The following is a 21086-nucleotide window of genomic DNA, read 5'->3' on the forward strand; positions in this document are numbered from 1 at the left end:
ACGGTAGGGCCACGGTCACCAACGCTCCACGAGGTGTTCCCGGCCCGCCGGCGGATCGTACGGTTCGGGCCAGTAGTCGATGATCTTGCTGATCAGCCCCTGCTCGGACATCTCCAGCCAGACGCACGCGTCCTGCTGCTCGTCGCCGACGCGAACATCGACCAACAGGGCAGCATGACGGCCATCGGCGATCACCCGTCGCGGCCGGAGGTGCCAATCGCCGGGATACTCGGTGTTGAACCGCAGGAACGCGTCCCGGCCGCGAATGCGCTCCCGGGTCTGCGGCATCTCGTAGACCACATCATCGGTGAGCAGGGCGGCCAACCCGGACCAGTCGCGGCGCTCCAGAAGATCAGCGTAGGCGTGGGCGGCCCGCCGGGCCGTCGAGGTGTCATCCACGACGCGGACCCTAGCCGTCACGAGCGACAGTCCGGCGAGCCCTCGGTGCACCGACGCGCCGCCGGGCCGTCACTCGTCCCGGCCGTCACGCCGCAACAAGAGGTCAGGGGCGAGCGTCGAACTGGGTCCGCGCTTCGAAGACGCGGTCCATGTGTGTCTCCGCCCAGTCCTTGATCGCGACCATGACCGGGAACAGCTCATGGCCGAGCGGGGTGAGCGCGTAGTCGACGCGGACCGGCATCGAGGCGGTGACCGTGCGGGTGACCAGGCCGTCGCGTTCCAGCGTGCGCAGGGTCTGGGTGAGCATCTTCTGGCTGACGCCAGCGATGCGGCGGGCGAGTTCGCCATGCCGCTGCGGGCCGCTGGCGAGCGCTGGGATCACCAGGGCGACCCACTTGTCAGTGAGCCTGCTCAGCAGCTCGCGGGTCGGGCATTGTTCCAGGAACGCGTCGTAGTCACGTTTGGCCTGCTCGCGGCGTTGCGCCGCAGTCATCGTCGCCATCTTGTCTCCTCGGGTTCCCTAGGCACTTTACGGTACCTACTTACCGACAGTGCCGGCGATTCGTACGGTTGTGGTGATCACGAGGTCCCACGAAGGAGTCGGCGATGCGCGCAGTCAGCTATGCACAGTTCGGAGGGCCGGAGGTCCTGCGGGTGATCGACGTGCCGGTGCCCGAGCCCGGTCCGGGGCAGGTCCGGGTGCGGGTCGCGGCGTCAGTCGTACATCCGGTCGATCTGATGCTCCGCTCCGGCCGGTTCCCGGCCCCGTTGCCGACCGATCTGCCGTACACGCCGGGCTGGGACGTTGCCGGCAGCATCGACGCGGTCGGCCCATCGGTCGAGGAGTTCGGGATCGGCGACGAGGTCATCGGCTTCTCGCACTGGCTACACACCACGGTCGGCACCCACGCGGAGTACGTGGTCCTCGACGCCGCCGGGCTGACCTCCGCGCCCGCCGGCGTCCCCGCCACCGAATCGGCGACCCTGCCGACCAATGGCCTGGCCGCCGCCCAGGCCATTGACCTGCTCGCGCTCCCCGCGGGTTCGACCGTGCTCGTCACCGGCGCCGCCGGGCAGGTCGGTGGGTTCGTGCTGGCGCTGGCCCGGGCGGCCGGTCTGCACGCCACGGGACTCGCCGGGGCCGACGACCGCGAGTTCGTCGAGTCGCTGGGCGCGGCGTTCCTTTCGCGCACCGACGATCCGACGGGGACGTTCGACGCGGTCATCGATCTGGCGGTGATCGGCCCCGCGCTGCTGGACCTCGTCCGGGACGGCGGCGGCTACGTGGCCGCGTCACCTCCACTTCGCCCGGAGCCGGTGCGGGGAATCCGGACCCTCGCACTGGAGGTGCTACCGGACGGAGCCCGGCTGGGTGAGTTGGTCAAACTCGTCACCAGCGGCGACCTCCCGCTCCGGGTCGCCGACGTGTACCCCTTCGCCGACGCGGCGGCGGCCCACGACCGACTGGCCCAAGGTGGCGTGCGCGGCGGCGTGGTGATCGTCCCCTGATCGGCCGCTCACAACCCTGCCGATGACCGGCCAGCCGCGCACGGCTGGCCGGTCATCGGTCCGAGGGAGGAGACGCTTCGATGGTCTGCCGCGTCAGCGAAAGGCGTCGACGTTGCGAGCGGCCCACGCGGCGAAGGGGCGCGGCGGTCGGCCCAGGACCTCGGACACGTCCGGGCTGATCCGCTGCTCACGTGCGGTCGGCGCGCCGATGATCGCCAACGTTCCCTCGACCACCGGCGGGGGCATGAACCGCAGCAACTGTTCGCGGGCCTCGTCGGGCGTCTGCTCGACGAAGCTGATCGGCTCGCCGAGTGCGGTAGCGAGATCGGCGACCCGCTCACGTGGTGTGCTCAGCGCGGGACCGGTCAACTCGTACGTGCGACCGGCGTGGGCGTCGTCGCGGAGGGCGACGGCCGCCACCTCGGCGATGTCGTCCGGGTCGATCACCGGCAGACCGACCCCACCGAACGGTGCGGCCACCGTCCGGCCCTTGCGGACCGGCTCGACCCAACTGAGGGCGTTGGAGGCGAAGCCGCCGGGGCGCAGGATCGTCCAGTCGAGGCCGGACCGGCGTACCTGCTCTTCGATGGCGTGCAGTGGAGCGTGCGACGCGGTCCCGGGCCTCGTGCCGACCGCCTGCGAGGATTGCAGCACGATGCGTTTCACGCCGGCTTCCGTGGTGACCCGCAGGATCTCGGGCACGTCGAGATGCGCCCCGGCGCCCTCCACGAGCAGGAACAACGCCTCGGCGCCGGCGAGCGCCGGCCGCAGGCTCTCCGGCCGCTCCAGGTCCGCACGATGGTGGCGCACCCCGTCCGGTACGACGACCGGACGTCGTGCACGGGACACCGCCGACGCCGCGGCACCCGACGCCGCGAGGATCGACAACAGCTTCCGACCGACGTTCCCGGTGGCGCCTGTCACGACGAACATGTCTGAACCTCCAAGTCGACCGCGTCGGTCACGCGGTTGGAGGCGACGTTAGTAGCGTCGATATAGTAGGTACCTAGAGGATAGTAATGGCTTTATGACGGAGGCCACATGCAACGGTCAACGCACCCCGAGTTGGCCTGCCCGGTCGCGCCGGTCGTCGACATCGTGTTCAGTCGATGGACCACACCGATTCTGTGGGCTCTGCACGAGTACGGGCGGCAGCGATTCGTGGAGCTGGAACGCCGGCTGACCAGCATCACACCGAAGGTGCTCACCCAACGGCTGCGCCAACTCGAACGCGACGGGCTGGTGGCACGCACCTACCACGCCGAGGTGCCACCCCGCGTGGAATACGAGATCACCGAGCTGGGTGCCAGCCTCGGTCCGCTCTTCGCGCACCTGACCACCTGGGCCGACGCCCACCTCCCAGAGGTGGAGCAGGCACGGCAGGCCTACGACGCCGACCGATGAGCCCCAACCCCGGGTGCACGCTCCGCCGCTGGCGAGCGATCAGTGTGGGAACGCGCGGGGGATGCGTGCGTCGAGGAGTTCGTCGCGGAACGCCTGGATGCGTGTGATGACCTGCCGTCTGCCGACGGTGTTCTCAATACGGTCGAGGTACAGGCATCGGGCGGCGAGTTTGTCCAGATCCACGGTGAAGTAGATGGCCATCAGCGGGTTGACGAAGAGGTCGCCGCCGCCGGTACGCCTGGTGAATCGGACGTCCCCGAAAGCGCCGCTGGTGGCGGCGGCGATCTGCCCCTGGACGATGCTCGGCCGCTGCGGGGTGGCGGCCTGGGCGTCGGCGACGGCAGCGCGGTAGAGCTCCGCCTCCCGGCTCGAACCGGGGATGGACAGAGCGCCGAGGTAACCACCGTCCCGGTCGAGCGCGGCAAGGTTCTCCAGCACCTGAACGTGATTGACGCCGTCGTAGGCGTCGATGCCGAAGCCGAGACTGGTCACCAGCTTGACCGGTACGTCCAGCGCGGCCACTGCGGCCACGCTGGTCATGTCCTCCACCGGCGTGCCGAGATCGCTCTCGTCGCCCCGCAGCAGGACATCCGTGCCGCCGTCGACCAGGACCACCGCGTCGATGTCGAGGTGCTCCACCAGGTGCCGGTACGCCGCCCGTAGCGGCTGGACACCGAGGGGCGGAAACGCGTACACCGTCGACGGCAGTTGTTGAGCCGCCAGCCAGCGGGCAAGCGTTCGTTCGGGGAAGTACCAGTCGGGGCTGGCGGTATCCGGCTGTACCGCTGCGACGTGTTCCGCCACCCACGCGTCCCGGTCCATCACCTCAAGCTCCGAGAAGGAGAGGTTGGCCAGGTGCACCTGCGCGCCGGCGCGCCACAGCGCGAACGCCAAGGGCAGGCCCGCGTACACGTCGAACCCCCCGCCCGCTCCGGCGATGAGGATGCTCCGCGCCGGAGCCAGAGCGGCAAACAGCGGCGGTACGGCCAACAAGAACGCACCGGAGTCGGCCGACAGCGCGGCAGGGGTGATCACCACCCCATGATCACCGACGCCGGCGGCGTACCGCACTCCGGCTTCCCTCCTCCTGCCGGCCGCGGCTGGAGACGAACGCGGAAAGCAGGATGATCGCGAAGATCAGCAGGTTGAGGGCCCATCGAGGGTCGTCGACGTGCAGCGCAGCGGCGAACTGATCCTTCTCCGCTGTGGTCAGCACCGCTGTGGACCGCTCCGCCGCAGCGAAGTCCAGGCGGTCGGGCGCGAACACCAGGTAGGTCCAGACCCGGTGGACGAGATACACGGCGGCTGCGGCGACGAAGAGGATCCGACGGGTACCGGGACGCCATCCGAGGACCAGCAGTCCCGGGAGGATGACGAGTTCGGTGGGGACGTTCGCCGCGATCGCGACCGGAATGCTGGGGAGGAACATCGTCACCATCGTCTCGCCGGTGATCGAGGAGCTGTCCAGCGCGGCACCCAGCATCACCAGCCCGATGGCGCCGCCGAACGCGAGCAGCGCCATCGTCACACAGCCCAGCGCCACGAGGCCATCCTCGACCCAGGCGCTCAACGCCGGTCTGCGGCGGATCCAGCGCGCGACGAGCCCGATCAGTACCGCCCATCCGGCTCCGGCCAGCAGGGCGATCGGCAGTGGCAGAAACTCCATCAGGGACAGCCCCTGCACCACGATCGTGAACAACGCGACGAGGGCGAACGGCGCTACGTGATCAATACGCTGTTTCATGCCCCCGGACGTTAGGAAGGACCACCGGGGAGGGCATCTGCCGATCGGTCTACCGCTGGTTTAAACAGGGTTTATTCCAGCAGACCGGCCTCGCGGGCGTGCGCGACGGCCTGCAGGCGGCTCGTCGCATCGAGCTTGCGGAAGATGTGGTTGAGGTGCGCCTTCACTGTGCCGGTCGCGACGAAGAGCCCCTTGGCGATCTCCGCGTTCGTACGACCGGTCGCCAACTGTCGTAGCACCTCCAGTTCGCGCGAGCTGAGCGGCTCCGCGAGCCTGCGCCGTACCGCGACTGGCGACGGCCCCTGAGCGGCGACGGGCACGGCCAGACCTGCCGGTGCCAGGTCGGCCCCGGACGGGACGGCTGCGACCCAGCGGACGGCCAGCACCGCGACCGCCAACACGAACGCGCCGAACAGTGGGATCGCCCACCACTGGCCACTGCCACGCTCCACCATCGCGAACGACAGCCCGACGACGACCATCGCCCAGACGAAACAGCCGACCAGCACGGCAGCGACGAACAGGCGTCGACGGATGGACGGTGACCGGAGCCAGGTGGTGACGCGCATCGGCAACTCCCCACGGTCAGGAACCGTGCCGAGCCTAACCCGTCCCGCTCACAGCACCCGAGGTTGACGGCGAGCTGGGTGATCGTGGCTGGGGCGTCCGGGGCGCGGGCGACCTACTGCGCACTGACGGCGGATGCGGGAAAGGCTCGGTGTCCCACACTCCAGACAGGTATGGGAACCCGGTCGACAGGTGATCAGTCGTGAACTCTCATGGTCATGACTTCTCTCCCGGTAGGAGCCGTCCGTGGTAATCGCCCGACCACGAATCGACCGCACGCCGGTGCCGTCAGTCAGGCCGAGAAGGAGTATCGGTGGTTGCCACGGTTGGCCCCGCACCTACCGCTGGCCATCCCGCAACCGGTCGCGGTGGGTCGGCCGGACCTCGGGTATCCGTGGCCCTGAACGGTCTCTCAATGGCTTGACGGCGAGGTGGCAACCTCAGCTGCTCTGGCGCAGTCGCGGAAGGCCGCCGTCGCTCTGGCCGGATTTCTCAGCGCACTTCAGCGGTTCCCGGTCCTGGAGGTGCCGCAGGGCGACGGTCGGGCGTTGGCTGCCCGGGACGACGAAACACGTACCAGGATCGCGCAGGTTGCCGGGGTCTTCGACGCGGCGGCCCTGACGTCGGTCTGGGAGACGGCGCTGAGCACACCGGGCTGGAACCGCCCGCCGGTCTGGTTCCACGGCGACTTTCACACTGGCAACATTCTGACCGTGAACGGCCGCGTCAGCGCCGAGATCGACTTCGGTGGCCTCGGTGTCGGCGATCCGGCACGGGACATGACCAGCGCCTCTACTCTGATGTCGCGCACCACGCGTGCCGTCTTCCGCGCCGCTCTCGGCGTGGACGATCCGACGTGGGCCAGGGGTCGCGGATAGGCACTCGCTACCGGCCTGAACGCCTACTGCTCGTACGCCGCCTCCGATGCGCGGGTGGCCGCACAGACCACCCGGCAAATCGCGGAAGCGCTCATCGGTTGATGGATTCACGGCCGATCTCAGCGCACCCGACAAGGCCGACCAGGCGCTCCGGGGCAGCCAGCTCGGGGCTGAGGTCGGTAGGGTGCCGTCGTTGGGGTGCCGGCCACTCCCGGATGCAGTCCTCGGCATGCCCCAAGTGACATCCACCGATTCGAAGGAAGCCCGGCATGACTAGCCCACGCGAAACCTTCCTCCGGCTGGTGAACGGCGTCTGCGACGGTCCGTACGAGGACTTGGCCGACCTGTACGCCGAACAAACCCACGTCACGCATCCGTTCCACCCGCTCAACCCGCCACCGCTACTCAGTCGCAGTGAGCTGCACGAGCACTTCACCTCGCCACCTCCGGTCGCCCGGACGCTGAACCGCAAGCCGGTCGACGTGACGATTCACGAGACCGCCGACCCGGAGGTGATCGTCGCCGAGTTCGCCTATCAGGGGCGGGTCGACGAGACGGGCGAGGCGTTCACGGTGCCGTGTGTCTTCGTGATGCGCATCCGCGACGGGCTCATCATCGAGTCCCGCGACTACATCGACCACATCTCCAGCGCGCGGGCTTGGGGTCAACTCGACAGTCTGCTGACCGCGCTTCGTCCGCAGCAAAGCACCGCTATTGAAAGCTCAGTCCAGCCCTGATTCACGGCCGGTTACGGCGTCCAGTCGCGCCGGAGCAGACCGTAGATCACCATGTCCACGAAGCCGTCGCCGTCGTACTCGCGCTCCCGCTGGGTGCCTTCGTGCGTGAAGCCGCACGTCTCCGCAGTACGCCGCATGGCCGTGTTGCTGGCCACCGTCTCCAGTTCCAGACGGCGTAGGTTGCGGTTGCGGAAGCCGTACCGGCAGAGCAACCGGATCACTTCGGTGCCGTACCCCTGACCACGTGCCTCGGGTAGCAGCGAGATGCCGAGGTGGGCGTACTGGTTGAACGCGTCGATCCCCCACAGCGCGCCGCCACCGAGGAACGTGCCGTCGGCCACGGTTTCGGCCAGCAACGGCACCGCGGCCCGGCCGTCGGGTGGCTCGCTGACCTGTTTCTCCAGCCGAGCCCGGATGTGGCCGACGTGGCGCGGCAGGAACGGCTCGCCGTCTGTGATCAGGTGCAACTCGGGATCACCGTAGAGGCGGAACATGTCCGCCGCGTCGTCGGGCGTGGGCGGGCGCAGTCGGACCCGATCGGTGGCGAACATGCCGCGACGCTAACAGCCGGTGTGGAGATCCACGACCGGGTTAGCATCGTCGCGCAGGTCGCTGAGGGCGAGGGCGAGTCGGGTCGCCAGGGCCGCGTCGGCGAGCGCGAGTTCCGCGATCAGCGCAGCCGTCGCCGCGGTGAGTGCACGGGTGAGTTCGGCTTCGTCGAGCGCGCGTACCAGGGTGGTGTTCAGCGGCGCGGTCACCGCGGTGGGAAGCAGGTGGGCGCCCTTCGCATGGCTCGTGGGGTGACCGAGTCGCAAGCAGGCCAGGGCGAGAACCTGGCCGCGTAGGGCACTGATCCACTGCTCGGCCTGCCACCACCGGTGTCGTTGGATGCACGTCCGCGCGTGCAGGGCGTGGTGCCATCCCAGCCCGACCAGGGTCCGGCGACCAGGGGACGGGTCGTCCTTCGCCGGTACGGGATGCCCGAAGACGGTACGCCAGGTAGGACCGAGCGGCCCGAACTCCGCGGCCGGGGTGAACCCGATGTCCACTTCGAGCAGGTCGGGAAGCAGGAACACCCGGTACACCGCCGGACCGGACGGCAGGTCCCAGTGGTGCACGGCGGCGAAGTCCCCGTAGAGCAGGTCGGTCCAGCGGTGCATCGCGGGATCCAGCGGTCCTTCGATGCCGAACACCAGGTCGATGTCCGACCATCGGTCGCCGCCGTTGAGGGCGTGGGATCCGGTGATGGCGGCCCCGACGACGGCGGGGTCTTCGTCGGCCAGGCCGAGTAACCGCTCTCGGATCGAGTCACGCTCGCCGGCGGAGAACACCGCGCCACCCTATCGCCACGGTTTCGGCGACCCGTCCGGCAGGACGTCCCGACGACGCTGTCGGGAGCGTGAGCGCCACGGGCAACGTCGTGAGGAGGAAGGCCGCGGGCCGCCCACAGAGTCTCTGGACCAACGCTATGGGCGAGGTATACCCAGCCCTACGCCGTTTCGATAGCTGGGCGTAGTGGTCATCGCCCGGCCGAATGGTTGCCTGGCGTGATGCCGAGAATCAAGGGACTGGGAACGTTCCTACTCATCACCTTTGGCGCAACGTGGACCGTCGAGATCACGCTCTACCTGCTGGGTTTCTCGCTGGCGGATCCGCTCGTGCAGATCCTCTCCCTCGGCTGGATCGCGCCCGCCGCCGCCGCTTTCATTGTTCGCCGCTGGGTCACACGTGAAGGCTTTGCCGACGCCGGATTGGCGCTGCGGCTACGCGCGGCGTGGCCCCACTACCTTGCGGCCTGGCTGGGACCGCTGGCATTCACCGTCGCTGCCGTCGGCATCGCCGCAGCCCTGGGGCTGTGGCGGCCGACCCTGGCACCGTTGAACGAGCTGGCACCTGGCCTGCCGTGGTGGGCCTCCCTGATTGTGCTGATGCTCGTCGTACCGCTACTGGCCCCGCTCTACTGGGGCGAGGAGTTCGGCTGGACCAGCTACCTCCGGCTGCGGATCTTCCCCGGACGACCACTGGCCGCCACCCTGGCCACCGGCCTGATCTGGGCGGTCTGGCACTATCCGCTGCCGTTCCTCGGGTACATCGAGTTCAGCAACGTGACCCTGGGCCTGCTGGTCTGGACGGTGTCCTTCCTGTGCCAAGAGATCATTCTTGCCTGGCTGCGGCTGCGCAGCGGCAGCATCTGGACCACGAGCGTCGCGCATGCCGGAAACAACATGACCCTGTCACTGCTGACCGGCACCCTGCTGGGTGAGGCCTCCAACGTCATTGCAGTCACGGTGTTGATGACCGCTCCGATGGCAGCGGTGGCTGGCTGGATTCTGCTCAGCGGGCGATACCGGGCCGTGCCACAACGCCCGCCACACCAGCGTTTCGCCGCCTCAACCGGCCACCAGCGCGAGCCCAGCCGGTGAGGTGAGCGGGCCTGCCAACGATGCGGTCACCCCGCGACAACCTCCGACGAAGGTAGCACAAGTGCTACAGTAGCGTGTATGCATGAAGTGGGACTGCGGGAGATGCGGCAGAATGCCAGCGACCTGGTGCGCAGGGCGCAGGCCGGCGAACGCGTCACGATCACTGTCGCCGGCAGACCGGCCGCCGTGCTCGGCCCGGTCAGTCCTCGAACCTGGCGCGAATGGGACGATCTGGCCGGCGTGTTCGATCAACCCACCGACCCGGAGTGGGCAAGAGATCGGGACCTCCTCGACGACAGCGTCACCGATCCATGGGTCGAGCGGTGAGCCGCGGGATCCTCGACACCAGCGTCCTCATCGCTAGCGATGTAACCCCGATTCCAGGCGAACTGGCCATCAGCGTCGCCAGCCTCGCCGAACTCCAGTTCGGTGTCCTGGTCGCGAAAACCGCCGAGGCGAGAGCACTTCGTCTAGCCCGGCTGAGCGCAATCCAACGCCGATTTGATCCGCTTCCCATCGACGAAGCCATCACCGACAGCTATGCGCGACTGGCTGCCCGCGTCGTCGAGATCGGCCGTCAGCCACGAGCCAGGGTGATGGACCTACTCATCGCCGCAACCGCGCACGCCCACGACGCCGCCATCTACACCCGCAACGCCGACGACCTCGCCGGCCTCGAAGACCTCATCACGATCCACACCATCTGACCGCGTCCCGCCCAGCCGGCCAGATGAAACGGGCAGGGCCGCACCAAGTGACCTGTTCAGCGGAAACAGAAGGATCCCCTCCCGACGACGCTGTCGAGAGAGGATCCTGCTGGCTTGCGGTGTGCCTTACTGCGTGACGTACGCGTTCACGAACGACGGGTAGCCGAAGACGCTGGAGATGAAGATCCCGCCGGCCTTCGACCCGTGCACGTTGTAGGCCACGTCGACGAACAGCGGCACCACCGGCGCGTGCTCCTTCATGATCCGCTCGTCGAGCTTGGCCCACTCGGGACCCTGGTCGGCGGCGGGCATGGCCTGGATGCGGTCCATCTCGGCGTTGATCGCCGGGTCGTTGAAGTAGGACTGGTTGCTGTTGCCCTCGGCCTTGATGGTCCGGCCGTCGTAGAGCACCGGCAGGATCGATGCCCCGCTCGGCCAGTCCGCCGCCCAGTTACCGATGTACAGGTCCCAGGGGTTGTCCTTCTTCTTGATCTCGTCGAGCTTCGCGTCGTCGGAGATGTTCCGCAGCGTGATCTTGAAGCCGGCGCGCTCCAGGTTGGCCTTGAGCTGTGCGCCCTGCTGCTGCTCGGTCGAGTTGTCCGCGACACCGAGGACCAGCTCCGGCGTCTTCCCCCCGAGCAGTTCCTTTGCCTTGTCCACGTTGCCGTTGGCGCCCGCCGGGTACGCGTCGTACGCCTTGTAGCCGATGGTGGCCGACGGCATCAGCGTGGTCAGCGGCGCGGCGACGGTCTGGCCGCCCATCGCCTTGATGAAGCCCTCGCGGTCGATGGCGTAGTTGAGTGCCTGGCGGACCTTCAGGTCGGTCACCCGCTGGTTGTTGATCACGAGCTGGTTGGCGCTCGGGGTCGGCGAGAGAATGGTCCGCGACTTGAGCGCGGCGTCCCCGGCCACCTTGGCGACGAGCGAGGCGGGCACCGTGTTGAAGGCGAGCGCGCTCTGGTCGGCGCCGTTGTCGGCGATCACCCGGTTGTTGGCGGCGTCCGCGGTCGGGCCGAAGCTCCAGACGAACTGGTCCGGGTACTGGTGCCGGACCGGGTCGGTCTTCGCGTCCCAGTTGGTGTTGCGGTCCAGGGTGAGCTGCACGCCCACCTGGTTCTTGGCGACCTTGTACGGCCCGGACGAGAACGGCTGCTTGTCCAGGTCGACGCCGGTGTCCTTGTCGGCGGGCAGCGGCGCGGTGGTCGGCAGCGAGACCGCGAACGGCAGGTCACAGCGGGGCTTGGCGAACTCGAAGCGCAGCGTCTTGGCGTCCGGGGTGCTCAGGCCGGGCGGCAGCGAGGTCTTGTTCTTCTTGAAGTCCCACTTGGTGTCGAACTGCGGGGTGTCGGCCAGCCACTCCTGGATGTAGGTGGGGCCGCCGGAGAGGTCCGGGTCGAAGGACCGGGCGATGCCGTACGCGATCTCCTTGGAGGTGATCGGCCGGCCGTCCTCGAACTTCACCCCGTCCTTGATCGTGAATTCCCAGACCTTGCAGTCGTTGTTGACGTTCTTGCCCGGCGTCTCGGCCAGGTCGCCGACCAGAACGAGGCCGCCCTTGCCGTCGTCCTTCCAGGTGGTCAGGTAGCGCGCGAAGAGCGGGTTGGTCATCAGACCGGCGAACGAGTACGTCCGCTGCGGGTCCAGGTGGGAGATCGGCGACTCCCGGATGATGGTGAAGGTGCCACCCTTCGCGGCGCCGCTCACCTCGGCCGCCGGCCCCTGCGAGTCCTTGGGGTCGGTCGCGATGACCCCGGTCTGCTGCCGGTCGGTGTCCACGGTGGTGCCCTCGCCCGTGTTCTTCGAGCACGCACCCAATGCCACCACCAGAGCGATCGCGCCGCCCGCGGCGGCCACCACGCGTGGTCTCATGAATACCCCCTTCACATGTGCCGTGCGTTTCGTCGGGGCGAGAACCGCCGACGTCCCGAGGATCGTAAGGAAGAAAACCTACGAGTTGTGTAACAGTTGTCGATAAATTTCGCCAGCAGCCACGCCCTGGACAGCGGCCGGGTCAGCGCAGCCGCACCCGGGGGTCGATGGCCGCGTAGAGCAGGTCGACCAGCATGTTCGCCAGCACCACGAAGACGGCCGCGATCAGCACCGTGGCCATGATGGTGGGCAGGTCACCCGAGCGCACCGCGTCCACCGCCGTACGTCCCAACCCCTGCACGCCGAACGTCGTCTCGGTGATCACCGTGCCGCCCAGCGCCCCGCCCACGTCCAGCCCGGCGATGGTCACCACCGGGGTGATCGCCGCGCGCAGCGCGTGCCTCCCGTACACCGTGGGTTTGGCCAGGCCCTTGGCCCGCGCGGTCCGGACGAAGTCCTCGGACAGCGTCTCCAACATCTGCGCCCGGGACAGTCGGGCGTAGATGGCCGAGAAGAGGAAGGCCAGCGCCACCCAGGCGAGCACCAGTCCGCTGGCCCACTTCGCCGGGTTGTCGAAGAGGGAGGTGTAGCTGGGCACCGGCAGCAGCCGCAGGTTGTAGACGAAGACCAGCAGCAGCACCGCGCCCACGAAGTAGAGCTGCAACGACGCGCCGGTCAGTGAGAAGCCGATGGCCGCCCGGTCGAGCCAGGTGCCGCGCCGCAACGCGGAGACCATCCCCAGCCCCACCCCCAGCAGCAGCCAGAGGATCGCCGCCGGGATGACGATGCTCAGCGTCACCGGCAGCACCCGGCCGATGGTGTCCGAGACGGCCTCGTTGGTGACGTACGACCAGCCCAGGCAGGGCGCGTCACACCGGCCGCCCTGAGCGCTGCCCAGATCCCGGCCGGTGACGATGCCCTTCATGTAACCGGCGTACTGGCTGACCAGCGGGTCATTCAGGCCCAGGTCGTCGCGGACCCGCTCCAGCCGCTCCGGGTTGCAGTTCTTCGAGCAGATGCTGCTCGCCGGGTCGCGCGGCAGGGCGAAGAACATCAGGAAGGTCAGCACGCTCACCGCGAACAGGGTCAGCGTGGCGGAGAACAGCCGCTTGATCAGAAACCGTGACATGAGCCCACCCCTACCGGGACGACTTCGGGTCGAGCGCGTCCCGCAACGCGTCGCCGAAGAGGTTGAAGGCGAACACCAGCGCGAAGATCATGATGCCCGGGAAGAACACGTAGGCCGGGTCGGTCTGGAGGAAGTCCAGACTGTCGTAGATCATCCGGCCGAAACTCGGGGTCTCGTCGCTGAGGCCGACGCCGATGAACGACAGCGCGGCCTCACTGGTGATGAACTGCGGCACGGCGAGGGAGAACGACACCAGGATCGGCGCCCAGATGTTCGGCAGCAGTTGCCGGAACAGCATGTGCCCCAGCCCGGCCCCGCTGGCGCGGGCCGCCTCCACGAACTCCCGTTCACGCAGCGCGATCACCTGCCCGCGGACCAGCCGTGCCGTGCTGGTCCAGCCGAAGATGGCGAACACGGCGATCAGCACGCCGATCCCGAAGGCGGACGACACCTGCCCCCGCTCACCGTAGAACCGCAGCGTGATGGTGGGGGTGAGGGCCAGGGCGATGATCAGGAACGGCATGGCCAGCGTCAGGTCGGTGATCCAGTTGATCACCGCGTCGAGCCAGCCGCCGAGGTAGCCCGCGAGCGCGCCCAGCACGATCCCGATCGTCGCGGTGATCAACGCGGCGGCGAACGCGACGAACAACGACGTCCGCAGCCCGTAGATCAGCCGGATGAAGATGTCCCTCCCCAGCCCCGGCTCCAGGCCGAACCAGTGCTCGCCCGTGACGCCGCCGGCGTAACCAAGCGGCATGCCGAAGCCGTCCAGCAGGTTCTGGAACTGCTCCCGCGGCCCGACACCGTAGGCCATCTCGATCAGCGGAGCCGCCAACCCCACCAGCAGAAAGAAGACCAGGAGTACGCCGCTGACCACGGCCGTCCGGTCCCGGCGCAGCCGCAGCCAGGCGAGCTGACCGGGTGAACGCCCGACCACACCCTTCGCGGCGGGCGTGCTCGCGTCCGGGTCGGACTCGATCTCGGCCAGCGCCACACCCTCCACCGGGGACAGGCTCACGACGGCACCTCCTCGACGAACGGAGCCGCCACCTCGGGGCTCGTGCTGGCCGCTTCCCCTTCGGGGAAGTGGCACGCGGTGGCCTGGCTGCCCCCGTCGCGGGGGATCAACGCGGGCTCCTCGGTGGCGCAGACGTCCTGCGCCTTCCAGCAGCGGGTACGGAACCGGCAGCCCGACGGCGGGTCGAGCGGGGTCGGCACGTCACCGGTCAGCCGGATCCGACCCGCCGGGCCGAGCTGGGTGACGTCCGGGATCGCCGAGAGCAACGCCCGGGTGTACGGGTGCTGCGGGCGCTCGTAGATGTCCGCCCGGTCGCCGATCTCCACGATCCGACCCAGGTACATGACCGCGACCCGCTGGCTGAAGTGCCGGATCACGGCCAGGTCGTGCGCGATGAACACGAACGCCAGGCCCAGCTCCCGTTGGAGGTCACGCAGCAGGTTGACCACCTGCGCCTGGATCGAGACGTCCAGCGCGCTCACCGGCTCGTCGGCGACGATCAGCTTGGGCCGCAGGGCCAGCGCGCGGGCGATGCCGATGCGTTGACGCTGGCCGCCGGAGAACTCGTGCGGGTACCTGTTGTAGTGCTCCGGGTTCAACCCGACCAGTTCCAGCAGCTCCTGCACCCGGGCCTTCACGCCACCCGGGGGCTTGATCCCGTTGACCTGCAACGGCATCGCCACGATCCGACCGACGGTGTGCCGGGGGTTCAACGAGGCGTACGGGTCCTGGAAGATGATCTGGAGTTCCTGACGCAGCGGGCGCAACTCACGGCGGCCGGCGTGGGTGATGTCCCGCCCGGCGAACTCGATGCTGCCGCTCGTCGGCTCCAACAGCCGCACCAGCATCCGACCGGTGGTGGTCTTGCCGCAGCCCGACTCCCCCACCAGCCCGAGCGTCTCGCCGGGGCGCACGTCGAAGTCGAGCCCGTCGACCGCCCGCACCTGGCCGGTGGCGCGCAGCCCCTGGCGTACCGGGAAGTGCTTGGTCAGCCCACGTACCCGCAGCAGTGGTTCGTCGGTCATCGGGCCACCCCCACGGATGCGACGTCCTCGGCGTAGAACGTGACACGTTCCTCGGCGCTGAGGTGACAGGCGACCAGGTGACCGTCGGCCCCGGCCGCCCGCAGCTCGGGCACCTCGCTGCGGGACCGGCTGCCGACCCGGTCCGCGTACCGGCAGCGCGGGTGGAACGCGCAGCCGGACGGCAGGTTGATCAGGCTGGGCGGGTTGCCGGGGATCGGCACCAGGTCCGCGTCCGCGTCGCCGTGCAGCGACGGCACGCTGGAGAGCAACCCCCAGGTGTACGGATGCTGCGGCGAGCGGAGCACCTGCTCGACGCTGCCCCGCTCGACGGCACGCCCCCCGTACATGACGAGCACGTCGTCGGCCACCTGACCGACCACGCCGAGGTCGTGGGTGATCAGGATGATCGCGGAGTGGAACTCGGCCTGGAGGTCGGCGAGCAAATCCAGGATCTGCGCCTGCACGGTGACGTCCAGCGCGGTGGTCGGCTCGTCGGCGATCAGCAGCGCCGGGTCGTTGACCAGGGACATCGCGATCATCGCCCGCTGGCGCATGCCGCCGGAGAACTCGTGCGGATACTGGTCGAAACGGCGGGCCGGCTGCGGGATGCCGACCCGGTCCAGCATGTCCACCGCCCGCTGGCGGGCCTCGCGCCGGTTGGCCTTCGGGTGGTGCACCCGGTACGCCTCGGCGATCTGCCGGCCCACCGTGTAGTACGGGTGCAGCGCCGACAGTGGATCCTGGAAGATCATCGCCATGTCCCGGCCGCGTAGCCGGCGTACCTCCTCGTCAGGCAGGCCGACCAACTGCCGCCCACCGACGGAGATCTCTCCGGTGATCGTGGCGCGCTTCGCGTCGTGCAGGCCGAGGATGGCCAGCGAGGTGACGCTCTTGCCGGAGCCGGACTCGCCCACGATGCCGAGGGTGCGACCCCGCTCCACGGCGAACGACACCCCGTCGACCGCGCGCACCACGCCGTCCTCGGTGTCGAACCGGACCCGCAGGTCACGCACCCGCAGGTAGGCATCCGAACTGTCCACGGCCGCCTCCCTCAGTGACGAAGAGAACTTACATGAAAGTCCTGAGGGTGAAAATAAGCTACAAAGTCCGTACCTGTCAGCGGGCCCGAGCGTAACGAGTCCGCATCGGCCCCGCACCCCCGTCACCTCGCCATCCACGCCCGTTCATCCCGCCCTCACGGTGGGCACCCCGCACGCCGCCCCGCGCCCCGCGCAACTTCCCCGAAGTTGCTGCCTCAGGCGCGGCGGAGGCAGCAACATCCCTGATACTGCGCGAATCTTGACGACGATCACCGCCCCCCGAGTGACCGGAAGCGGAGTTGGGGCACCCTCCGCCGCCAAGGTCACGCTCGAACCAGGATCTAGTGGCATCGCCGAAGCGCCGATACCACTACATCCAAGATCTAGCGCGATCTTGCAGCACCTGTACGCCGCAGCAGGGGTGGGATGGTATCTGCTCGTCGAGCAGGAGAGCCTGACCGTGAAGCTCCACCAGCTACAGGGCGCCCACTACGTGGAGCGGGCAACCACGAAGCGCGGTGAGGTTCTGGAGCTGGCGGAGCCGGTGCGGGCCACCATCCGGCCGGAAGACCTCGTCCCCTGACGGGTGTCGGTCGGCTGGCCTAGGGTCGGTCCATGACCGAGTTCGACGCGGCCAGCGCCGCCGTCCAGGCCGCCCTCGACGCGGGCGCACGGTACGCCGACGCGCGGGTGATGCACCGTCGCTACGAGTCGATGACCGCGCGCAACGGTGACGTGGAGGAACTGACCCAGGACGAGAGCATCGGGCTCGGCGTCCGGGCACTCGTCGGTGCGAGTTGGGGCTTCCACGCCGTACCCGATCTCTCGGACGCCGCCGCCCGCGACGCCGGCCGGCGCGCGACGCGGACCGCCATGGCCAGCGCACGTGTTCCCGGCCCGCCTGTCGACCTGGTCCCGGCGCAGGCGGTCACCGCGAGCTGGGCCTCCGGCTGCGAGATCGACCCGCTCGGGGTGCCCCTGTCGGACAAGGGCGACCTGCTGGTCGGCGCGACCCGCACGATGGCCGACCACGGCGCGGACCTGGCCGAGGGCCTGTACCAGATCTGGGACACCGCGAAGTGGTTCGTCTCCAGCGAGGGTCACCGGATCGACCAGCGGATCCGCGAGTGCGGCGCCGGCATCTCCGCCACCTCGATCGGCGACGGGGAGACGCAGCGCCGGTCCTGGCCCAGCTACCGGGGGCAGTACGGCACCACCGGCTGGGAGCTGGTCGAGTCGCTGGACCTGACCGCGCACGCCGCGCAGATCGCCGAGGAGTCCCGGGCGCTGCTCACCGCGCCGGTCTGCCCGGCCGGCGAGACCGATCTGATCCTCGGCGGCGAGCAGTTGGCCCTGCAGATCCACGAGTCGGTGGGGCACGCCATCGAGCTGGACCGGATTCTCGGCTGGGAGGCGGCGTTCGCCGGCACGTCCTGGTTGGATCTGGCGCAGCTCGGCTCGTTGCGGTACGGCTCCGAGCTGATGAACATCACCATCGACCCCACTATCCCGGGCGCGCTGGGCAGCTTCGGCTTCGACGACGAGGGCTCGCCGGCGGTCAAGCGGGACGCGGTCCGGGACGGCCGCTGGGTGGGGGTGCTCGCCGGCCGGGACTCCGCGGCCATGGCGAGCCTCGACTACGGCGGCAGCGTACGGGCCGACGGGTGGGCTCGGCTGCCGATGGTGCGGATGACGAACGTCGGCCTGGAACCCGGTCCGCACACCCTGGAGGAGATCATCGCGGCGACCGACGACGGGGTGCTGATGGACCTCAACCGGTCCTGGTCGATCGACGACAAGCGGCTCAACTTCCAGTTCGGCTGCGAGGTCGGCTGGGAGATCAAGAAGGGGCGGCGGGGGCGGATGCTGCGCAATCCCACGTACACCGGGATCGGCCCGCTCTTCTGGCGCTCGATGGACATGCTGTCGAGCGAGACGGTTTCCTGGGGCACGCCCAACTGCGGCAAGGGCCAGCCCGGCCAGATCGGGCACACCGGCCACCCGGCCGCGCCGGCCCGGTTCCGCAACGTCCGCGTGGGGGTGTCCGCGTGAGCGCGAGGAGTGAGCCGATCTTGCGAGCCCCGCAGTCGCGAACGAAAGGCGGCCCAGCGTGAGCGCGAGGAGTGAGCCGATCTTGCGAGCCCCGCAGTCGCGAACGAAAGGCGGCCCAGCGTGAGCGCGAGGAGTGAGCCGGAGCTGGCCGGTCAGGTCATCGAGCTGGCGCGTCGCCTCGGTGGGCCGGGGGCGCAGGCCGAGGTGGTGGTGACGCGGGCGGATCTGGCGCTGACCCGGTTCGCCAACTCGGCCATCCACCAGAACGTCGCCGAGTCGACGGTCGGAGTCCGGCTGCGGGTGCACGTCGACGGTCGGACCGCCGCCGGCAGCGGCAGCGTGATCACCGCCGAGGGGCTGAGCGCGCTGGTCGAGCGCACCCTGGCGGCGGCGCGGCTCTGCCCGCCCGACCCGGGCTGGCCGGGGCTGGCCCCGCCCACACCCTCGCCGGAGGCGCCGGCGGTCGACGAGGCCACCGCGCACGCCGAGCCGGATCAGCGGGCCGATCGGGTGGGCGCTTTCGTGGCCGCCGCCGGGGGCCTCAGCACGGCCGGTTACTGCCGTACCGCGCATCGCTCGTCGGCGTTCGCCAACTCGGCCGGGCACATGGCGTACGGCCGTTCGGCGGAGGCGGCGATGGATGGCATCGCCCGCAGCGATGGCGCGGACGGGGTGGCCCGGCGCAGCGCCGACCGGCTCTCCGACCTCGACGGCGCCGAGCTGGGCGCGCGGGCGGCGGCGAAGGCCCGGGCGGCGGCCGACCCGGTCGAGCTGCCACCGGGGCGCTACGAGGTGGTGTTCGAGCCGGCCGCCGTGGCGGACCTGTTGCAGAACCTCTCCTGGTACGGCTTCAACGGCAAGCGGTACGCCGAGCGGCAGTCGTTCGCCGAGCCGGGTACGGCCCAGTTCGACCGGGCGGTGACCCTGGTGGACGACCCGCTGGGCGCGTCGGGGCTGACATTCGATGCGGAGGGCACCGGTCGTCGGGCGCTGACCCTGGTCGAGGCGGGCACCACCCGGGCGGTGGCGCACGACCGGCGGACGGCCGACGCGGCGGGTGTGCCGTCCACCGGGCACGCGGTCGCGGGTGGAGCCACCTGGGGGCCGATGGCCCGTAACCTGCGGCTGTCCGGCGCGGCGGCCGGCCCGGTCAGCGCGACGGGCCGGAGCACCACCGGCGGGGCGGCCGGCGCGGTGGTCGACGCGGACACCGCGGCGCTTGTCGCCGGTGTACGCCGGGGGTTGCTGGTCAGCGACCTCTGGTACACGAGGGTGCTCGACCCGAAGAGCCTCGTCGTCACCGGGCTGACCCGTAACGGCGTCTGGCTCATCGAGGACGGCACGGTGGTGCGGGCGGTCCGTGATCTGCGGTTCACCGAGTCGTACCCGCGCGCGCTCGGACCCGGGGCGGTGCTCGGGGTGGGCGGGCGGGTGGTGCGGCAACCGGATCGGGTGGACGGTGCCTGGTGGACGGCTCCCTCGCTGCGACTGGCGTCCTGGCACTTCAGCGGAGGCGCCTCGGGATGACCGCGGCGGACCGCCGCGGACCGACGTACCGCGGCTTTTCCGCAGGCCAGACACACGGGACACTCCCTTGCGCGGACGGCTCGCAGAGATCGGCGTAACGTGTGTCACTTAGCTGCGTCGGTCGATCCGGCGTGGTCGTTGGTGTGCGCAGGACGTGGCAGCGGGTGCGGGTTCGCCGGTCCGCGTGCCGACCGGAGAAAGATCAGCCCGCCCGTACGGGCCCGTCGAGGAGACGACTCGAATGACTTCAACGGCAACGAAGCCGCGGGGAGCGCGGGCGCGCGCCGCGATCGCGGCGAAGACGTTGCGTACCGACCGCTGGTGGTTCGCTCCGCTGATCACCGTGATCGGGCTCAGCGCCTGGGTCGCGTACGCGACGGTCCGGGTCTTCCAGCATGACAACTACTGGGTCGACGCGTACCACTACCTGACCCCGTTCTACTCCCCGTGCGTGACGGACCGGTGTGTCGAGGCGGCCTCGCACTTCGGGCGGTTCCTGCCCGGCTGGTGGGTCATCCCGGATGCCGCGCTGACCCTGCCGTTCCTGCTGCTGTTCCGGCTCACCTGCTACTACTACCGCAAGGCGTACTACCGGTCGTTCTGGCTGTCGCCGCCGGCCTGCGCCGTCCCGGACGGCCACAAGGAGTACGCCGGGGAGACCCGCTTCCCGCTGCTCGGTCAGAACCTGCACCGCTACTTCTTCTACGCCGCCGCGGTCATCTCGCTGATCAACACCTGGGACGCGATCCTCGCCTTCCACTCGCCCAAGGGCTTCGGCTTCGGGCTCGGCAACATCATCCTGGTGCTCAACGTGGTGATGCTCTGGGCGTACACGATCTCCTGCCACTCCTGCCGGCACATCATCGGCGGCCGGCTCAAGCACTTCTCCAAGCACCCGGTGCGGTACAAGGCCTGGACTGTCGTCTCGGCGTTGAACGTCCGGCACATGCAGCTCGCCTGGATCACCCTCGGCACCCTGGCGCTGGCCGACTTCTACATCATGGCGCTCGCGGCCGGCTGGTTCTCCGACCTGCGGTTCATCAACTAAAGGGCCCCTG

The 21086-nt window shown here is 69.4% G+C and carries 23 protein-coding genes and 1 pseudogene; 11 read left to right on the forward strand and 13 right to left on the reverse strand.

Annotation, left to right across the window (positions count from 1 at the left end; translation table 11 throughout):
- Positions 1 to 15: 15 nt before the first annotated feature.
- Together AB0C01_RS21065 and AB0C01_RS21070 are read right to left on the reverse strand one after the other, a co-directional pair.
- Positions 16 to 429, reverse strand: a complete 414-nt coding sequence (locus AB0C01_RS21065) for a nuclear transport factor 2 family protein (RefSeq protein ID WP_357571897.1) — start codon at positions 427 to 429, stop codon at positions 16 to 18.
- Between the two features lie 73 nt (positions 430 to 502).
- Positions 503 to 901 (reverse strand): helix-turn-helix domain-containing protein, encoded by a 399-nt coding sequence (locus AB0C01_RS21070; protein WP_357246828.1) that lies wholly within the window; start codon positions 899 to 901, stop codon positions 503 to 505.
- A 104-nt stretch (positions 902 to 1005) separates the two neighbouring features.
- Here AB0C01_RS21070 and AB0C01_RS21075 point away from each other — a divergent pair, with 104 nt between their 5' ends.
- The gene (locus AB0C01_RS21075) at positions 1006 to 1908 is read left to right on the forward strand and encodes an NADP-dependent oxidoreductase (RefSeq protein ID WP_357571866.1); all 903 of its coding nucleotides are present in this window, start codon (positions 1006 to 1008) and stop codon (positions 1906 to 1908) included.
- 93 nt (positions 1909 to 2001) lie between these two features.
- Here AB0C01_RS21075 and AB0C01_RS21080 read toward each other — a convergent pair whose 3' ends face one another.
- Positions 2002 to 2841 (reverse strand): NAD(P)H-binding protein, encoded by an 840-nt coding sequence (locus tag AB0C01_RS21080; RefSeq protein WP_357246834.1) that lies wholly within the window; start codon positions 2839 to 2841, stop codon positions 2002 to 2004.
- A 108-nt stretch (positions 2842 to 2949) separates the two neighbouring features.
- On the opposite strand from AB0C01_RS21080, the gene AB0C01_RS21085 reads away from it, so the two are divergent.
- A complete protein-coding gene (locus AB0C01_RS21085; RefSeq protein WP_357246838.1) occupies positions 2950 to 3312 on the forward strand; it encodes a helix-turn-helix domain-containing protein in 363 nt (120 codons plus the stop codon).
- Between the two features lie 39 nt (positions 3313 to 3351).
- Here AB0C01_RS21085 and AB0C01_RS21090 read toward each other — a convergent pair whose 3' ends face one another.
- From AB0C01_RS21090 to AB0C01_RS21100, 3 genes are all read right to left on the reverse strand, one after another.
- Positions 3352 to 4347, reverse strand: coding sequence for a DUF1152 domain-containing protein (locus tag AB0C01_RS21090; protein ID WP_357571867.1), 996 nt, complete (start codon positions 4345 to 4347; stop codon positions 3352 to 3354).
- Between the two features lie 10 nt (positions 4348 to 4357).
- Entirely contained in the window at positions 4358 to 5056 is a 699-nt protein-coding gene (locus AB0C01_RS21095) for a hypothetical protein (RefSeq protein ID WP_357571868.1), read from the reverse strand.
- Between the two features lie 71 nt (positions 5057 to 5127).
- Entirely contained in the window at positions 5128 to 5625 is a 498-nt protein-coding gene (locus tag AB0C01_RS21100) for a response regulator transcription factor (RefSeq protein WP_357246846.1), read from the reverse strand.
- 423 nt (positions 5626 to 6048) lie between these two features.
- Between AB0C01_RS21100 and AB0C01_RS21105 the strand changes: the two are divergent.
- Positions 6049 to 6501 (forward strand): annotated as a pseudogene (locus tag AB0C01_RS21105) (phosphotransferase); the annotation flags it as partial.
- 269 nt (positions 6502 to 6770) lie between these two features.
- Positions 6771 to 7238, forward strand: coding sequence for a nuclear transport factor 2 family protein (locus AB0C01_RS21110; protein WP_357246849.1), 468 nt, complete (start codon positions 6771 to 6773; stop codon positions 7236 to 7238).
- A gap of 11 nt (positions 7239 to 7249) precedes the next feature.
- Here AB0C01_RS21110 and AB0C01_RS21115 read toward each other — a convergent pair whose 3' ends face one another.
- Positions 7250 to 7789, reverse strand: coding sequence for a GNAT family protein (locus tag AB0C01_RS21115; RefSeq protein ID WP_357571869.1), 540 nt, complete (start codon positions 7787 to 7789; stop codon positions 7250 to 7252).
- 9 nt (positions 7790 to 7798) lie between these two features.
- Complete coding sequence (locus AB0C01_RS21120) at positions 7799 to 8569, reverse strand: hypothetical protein (RefSeq protein ID WP_357571870.1); 771 nt, start codon at positions 8567 to 8569, stop codon at positions 7799 to 7801.
- Positions 8570 to 8788: 219 nt separating this feature from the next.
- On the opposite strand from AB0C01_RS21120, the gene AB0C01_RS21125 reads away from it, so the two are divergent.
- The 3 genes from AB0C01_RS21125 to AB0C01_RS21135 all read left to right on the forward strand — a co-directional run bounded on the left by AB0C01_RS21125 (position 8789) and on the right by AB0C01_RS21135 (position 10368).
- Positions 8789 to 9661 carry a CPBP family intramembrane glutamic endopeptidase gene (locus AB0C01_RS21125; RefSeq protein WP_357246858.1) on the forward strand — a complete coding sequence of 291 codons (873 nt, stop codon included), beginning with the start codon at positions 8789 to 8791 and terminating at the stop codon, positions 9659 to 9661.
- Between the two features lie 78 nt (positions 9662 to 9739).
- Positions 9740 to 9988, forward strand: coding sequence for a type II toxin-antitoxin system prevent-host-death family antitoxin (locus AB0C01_RS21130; protein WP_357571871.1), 249 nt, complete (start codon positions 9740 to 9742; stop codon positions 9986 to 9988).
- Positions 9985 to 10368, forward strand: a complete 384-nt coding sequence (locus AB0C01_RS21135; protein WP_357246863.1) for a PIN domain-containing protein — start codon at positions 9985 to 9987, stop codon at positions 10366 to 10368. Before AB0C01_RS21130 ends, AB0C01_RS21135 begins: the two co-directional genes overlap by 4 nt.
- A 126-nt stretch (positions 10369 to 10494) precedes the next feature.
- Here the strand turns inward: AB0C01_RS21135 and AB0C01_RS21140 are convergent, their stop codons facing one another.
- The 5 genes from AB0C01_RS21140 to AB0C01_RS21160 all read right to left on the reverse strand — a co-directional run bounded on the left by AB0C01_RS21140 (position 10495) and on the right by AB0C01_RS21160 (position 16449).
- A complete protein-coding gene (locus tag AB0C01_RS21140) occupies positions 10495 to 12237 on the reverse strand; it encodes an ABC transporter substrate-binding protein (RefSeq protein WP_357571872.1) in 1743 nt (580 codons plus the stop codon).
- Between the two features lie 142 nt (positions 12238 to 12379).
- Complete coding sequence (locus tag AB0C01_RS21145; protein WP_357571873.1) at positions 12380 to 13366, reverse strand: ABC transporter permease; 987 nt, start codon at positions 13364 to 13366, stop codon at positions 12380 to 12382.
- 10 nt (positions 13367 to 13376) lie between these two features.
- Positions 13377 to 14384, reverse strand: coding sequence for an ABC transporter permease (locus AB0C01_RS21150; RefSeq protein WP_357246872.1), 1008 nt, complete (start codon positions 14382 to 14384; stop codon positions 13377 to 13379).
- Positions 14381 to 15409, reverse strand: a complete 1029-nt coding sequence (locus AB0C01_RS21155; protein WP_357246875.1) for a dipeptide ABC transporter ATP-binding protein — start codon at positions 15407 to 15409, stop codon at positions 14381 to 14383. Before AB0C01_RS21155 ends, AB0C01_RS21150 begins: the two co-directional genes overlap by 4 nt.
- Positions 15406 to 16449, reverse strand: coding sequence for an ABC transporter ATP-binding protein (locus AB0C01_RS21160; protein ID WP_357571874.1), 1044 nt, complete (start codon positions 16447 to 16449; stop codon positions 15406 to 15408). The genes AB0C01_RS21155 and AB0C01_RS21160 overlap by 4 nt, the downstream gene beginning before the upstream one ends.
- Positions 16450 to 16843: 394 nt before the next feature.
- On the opposite strand from AB0C01_RS21160, the gene AB0C01_RS21165 reads away from it, so the two are divergent.
- From AB0C01_RS21165 to AB0C01_RS21180, 4 genes are all read left to right on the forward strand, one after another.
- Positions 16844 to 17032: a hypothetical protein gene (locus tag AB0C01_RS21165; protein WP_357246881.1), complete on the forward strand. Its 189-nt coding sequence runs from the start codon at positions 16844 to 16846 to the stop codon at positions 17030 to 17032.
- 32 nt (positions 17033 to 17064) lie between these two features.
- Complete coding sequence (locus AB0C01_RS21170) at positions 17065 to 18501, forward strand: TldD/PmbA family protein (RefSeq protein WP_357246884.1); 1437 nt, start codon at positions 17065 to 17067, stop codon at positions 18499 to 18501.
- A 144-nt stretch (positions 18502 to 18645) separates the two neighbouring features.
- Positions 18646 to 20028, forward strand: coding sequence for a metallopeptidase TldD-related protein (locus tag AB0C01_RS21175; RefSeq protein ID WP_357247184.1), 1383 nt, complete (start codon positions 18646 to 18648; stop codon positions 20026 to 20028).
- A gap of 241 nt (positions 20029 to 20269) precedes the next feature.
- Positions 20270 to 21076, forward strand: a complete 807-nt coding sequence (locus AB0C01_RS21180; protein ID WP_357246887.1) for a hypothetical protein — start codon at positions 20270 to 20272, stop codon at positions 21074 to 21076.
- Positions 21077 to 21086 lie beyond the last annotated feature (10 nt).

The sequence above is a fragment of the Micromonospora sp. NPDC048905 genome, assembly GCF_040649655.1.
Lineage (GTDB): Bacteria > Actinomycetota > Actinomycetes > Mycobacteriales > Micromonosporaceae > Micromonospora.